Genomic DNA, 3091 nt, shown 5'->3' with positions numbered 1-3091 from the left:
TTACTTACCACGCCCGCAATAGAACGATACGTATCTTTTTGTTCGATAAGCGCCGTCAGCAGCTCGTCCCGGTCCTGCTCGACCTTATCAAAGAGCGACCGCGGTACAAGCTTCCCAGTCAAGACCAGGCGCATGACATAGAGCATCGCCACCAAAAAAACGACCGCAAAGATCAGGGCGACGCCGTACTTTTCGGCCAGCTGCGCCAGCTTTTCGACTTGGTTTAAATCTTCATTCATTGCCGCGCACCGCCTCCGCCAAATGGTTATATATCATCGCCGGTTAGGGCGTTGTTTCTTGCGAGGATTCCTGAAATGGGGCGCTCGGGCGGGTGTCGGCGCGGCTGCCTTTGTTGGTGGCTGCTGAAACTGCTCGATGGCAACACTCACTTCGTCGCGGATCGCTTCCAGAATCTTCACCTCAGATCCCGGATGCGTGCGCAGGTAAGCTACGATCAGGTTCCTTACTTCAACGACTGGTTGAGTCGGATCGGCTTCAAGCTTCCATACATTTGTCACTTTCATTCGATTCTCTCCCTTGGATAAAATAAAGAGCCCGCCAAATAGCGGACCCTTTTGTTATCGGTTTTGCAGTTTCTGAAGCTTGAGTTCCATTATCGCCAACTGATCCCGGAAATCCTGTAAACTCGCCTTTGTTTGGATAATCTCGCTTTCCGTGGCAATACCTTGCTTTTGGGACAACCAATTCTCTAGAAAAACAATTCTTGATTTGGTTAAATTGATTTGAGAGGTTAGAGATTCAACAGTATCCGCCGGGTCGGTCTCAGTTACTGGCTTATTCACCTCTTTAGAAGGCTCTGTCAAATTGATCTTGCCCCCTGACAAGTCTATCCCCAGTCCGAGCGAATCGGACATCGCCCGAACCGGCAAATAGCTGCTGTTATTGATAATTGCCGCCTGTCCTACAGTTTTTCCGTTAAGTGTGACGTCCTTCGTCCCGGCCACCTTTGAGCCCGTCAGGCTCGCCGCCCCCGCTTGAACTCCTAACATAAGCGCGGCGCCGAACAACGTCCCGACAATAAAACCTTTGCGCATAATATCGCTCCTAATCGTGGCATTTTGTGGACAGTATACCACCAAAATTAGGAACCTGCTATATTCACGCTTGCAAGCAATGCACCACTGGCCGCATAAAGCTTAAGTAGTTTTCCGGTGCTGTCGTAAACCATGTTTACAGCTCTTGCGTCCAGAGCGGTCTGCAATCCCGTGATGTCGCTGATTGAATGCGTATGCGAGGTGTTCGCCTTGCCACTTAGGGCAGCGCCAATACTCTGATTCTCTGCTTGACTAACCAATTTTGCCCATGAAGGCACTCGGACATTTGTCCCGCCATAAAGGTCCAGCGTTCCTGTCGAGGAAATACCAAAGTCTCCAACCGTCTGAATGTTAATGAACGAAGTTGCTGCGGTAAGCAAAAAGGAAGTCGAGCCATTTTCAAATCGTAATGCTGGTGATCCATATGTCGGATTGTTGGATTGAAAAATCGCATAATTAGATGCACTTGTATAAAAACCCATGGTCCCGGCCGCCGACATTACCGCTTGCGGATAGGTAGCCGATGTCCGAATGAGCGCCCCCGTGATCGTCCCACCATCAATAGTGGTGCCGTTGATATATGCCCCGTAAATCGATCCGGCCGTAATGGTGCCCAGGTTCGCAGATATTGCGGACAAGCTGTTCGCGTTAATCTGGTCCGCCTGCACAACTCCCGTATAAATGCCGCCGCTCGTCAGCAGCGTCGTTTTGCCATTCCAACTCGCCGCTCCTGAGATTTGCGAATCCGGTAGCCCGCCGCCGATCTGGATGGCGCCGCCTGATACCCACAAGCCGTAGATGCCCGGTCCGATCTGTCCCAGCCGCACGCGCTCCGCGTTATGATCGTCCGTCACCTTGAGCCCCAAGCCGTCGACGAGCGTCAGGCTATCGTCGTACTTGACGCCCTTGAGGACTGCATTCCTGGACGTGTACTCCATGGCCTTCTTGCTGCCGACCGTCGCACTGAAGATATAGTCTGCCGTCGTGAGCTGCCGGAAGTTTGAAAGGATAACGTTGCCGCTCTTCTTCTCGAACGGGTACCGCTCGAACTCCTGTACGCGCGCGTCGAAGCTGTATCCGAGGACGTCGTCCCTCACCGTCACCGTGTCACCGGCGCCGCGGATCCTCTCCGCACGGAAGTCAGGGTCAATCTTCTCGAGTTGCACGAAATCAACGTCGTAGGAAACATTAGGCTGCTCGTACTTGGCAAGATACTTTTGCATTTCCTGCAACAACTTTCCCTGATCGTCGATGTCAGCAAATTCGACCTTTCCCATCTTCGGCCGCGCCGGATCGAAGTATGGAGAATCGATGTACTTCACCGTGCGGCCGCCGTAGCCCTCGATCGTAAGGCCGTCTTTACCGTAGCCATAGAGCCGCGTCACCTGCTCCATGTTGTGGCTCGTTCGCTTGATGCCCTTCATGTTGTGCTGATACCGGACCCGGGCGCCGTAGTTCCCGCCCGCGCGCGTCGTGAGCGTGATCTCGTAATTGTTGAAGGACAACTCGGCATTGTACAGCGTGCGGAGCTGCTGCAGCAGGTTAATTTTCTTGTCCTCGCCCCATTCCCAAATGTCCTGTGCGGCGAATGCGCCCTCGACGGCGAAGGTGTACGGCGTGTCTGCGCCCAGGATGCCCAGCATCTCCACAATCGTCTTGGCTGCAGCGAAGTCGATATAGGAGTCCAGGAAGTAATCGCCCAGGCTAAACGCGATGTGGTGCGCCTCGACGAGCTTGTACAGCTTGAGCCCGTCGCGCACCTCTTGGACGTTCCTTATTCGGAAACGCTGCCCGCGCTCGACATCGGAGGGGAATACGACGTCGTTGTCCTCGTACAGTGCATCGTAACGTTCGTCGCCCTCCTCGCGGGGATAGGTGAACGTGACATAGTACTCTGCGTTCAGCACCTCGCGGACGCGGACATTAAATGCGTTCGCCAGGATGCCGAACCTCCCGGCGCTCGTCCATATTTCAAGGCGGCTGCGCTTGTCGTCTCTCATAGGCTCATCCCTTAAACGTATTTATCGCGATAGATA

At 53.7% G+C, this 3091-nt stretch carries 4 protein-coding genes; all 4 read right to left on the bottom strand.

Features of this window, described 5'->3' with window-relative positions; genetic code table 11:
- Nucleotides 1-239 (bottom strand): hypothetical protein (locus ACFSR7_RS36175; RefSeq protein WP_378169567.1); only part of this gene is annotated, 239 nt, incomplete at its 3' end.
- A gap of 33 nt (nt 240-272) precedes the next feature.
- Nucleotides 273-524, bottom strand: coding sequence for a hypothetical protein (locus tag ACFSR7_RS36170; RefSeq protein ID WP_378169566.1), 252 nt, complete (start codon nt 522-524; stop codon nt 273-275).
- A 54-nt stretch (nt 525-578) separates the two neighbouring features.
- Nucleotides 579-1055, bottom strand: a complete 477-nt coding sequence (locus tag ACFSR7_RS36165) for a stalk domain-containing protein (RefSeq protein ID WP_378169564.1) — start codon at nt 1053-1055, stop codon at nt 579-581.
- A 47-nt stretch (nt 1056-1102) separates the two neighbouring features.
- Nucleotides 1103-3055: a phage tail spike protein gene (locus ACFSR7_RS36160; protein WP_378169562.1), complete on the bottom strand. Its 1953-nt coding sequence runs from the start codon at nt 3053-3055 to the stop codon at nt 1103-1105.
- Nucleotides 3056-3091 lie beyond the last annotated feature (36 nt).

It is taken from the genome of Cohnella sp. GCM10020058 (assembly GCF_042683485.1).
GTDB lineage: Bacteria > Bacillota > Bacilli > Paenibacillales > Paenibacillaceae > Cohnella.
Note: the sequence above shows the minus strand (reverse complement) of the source record. Positions and strands in the feature narration are given on the sequence as shown.

Excerpts from the sequence above, each read along its gene's own strand:
- ACFSR7_RS36170 (WP_378169566.1), bottom strand. The coding sequence starts at position 524 with ATGAAAGTGACAAATGTATGGAAGCTTGAAGCCGATCCGACTCAACCA.
- ACFSR7_RS36165 (WP_378169564.1), bottom strand. The coding sequence starts at position 1,055 with ATGCGCAAAGGTTTTATTGTCGGGACGTTGTTCGGCGCCGCGCTTATG.
- ACFSR7_RS36160 (WP_378169562.1), bottom strand. The coding sequence starts at position 3,055 with ATGAGAGACGACAAGCGCAGCCGCCTTGAAATATGGACGAGCGCCGGG.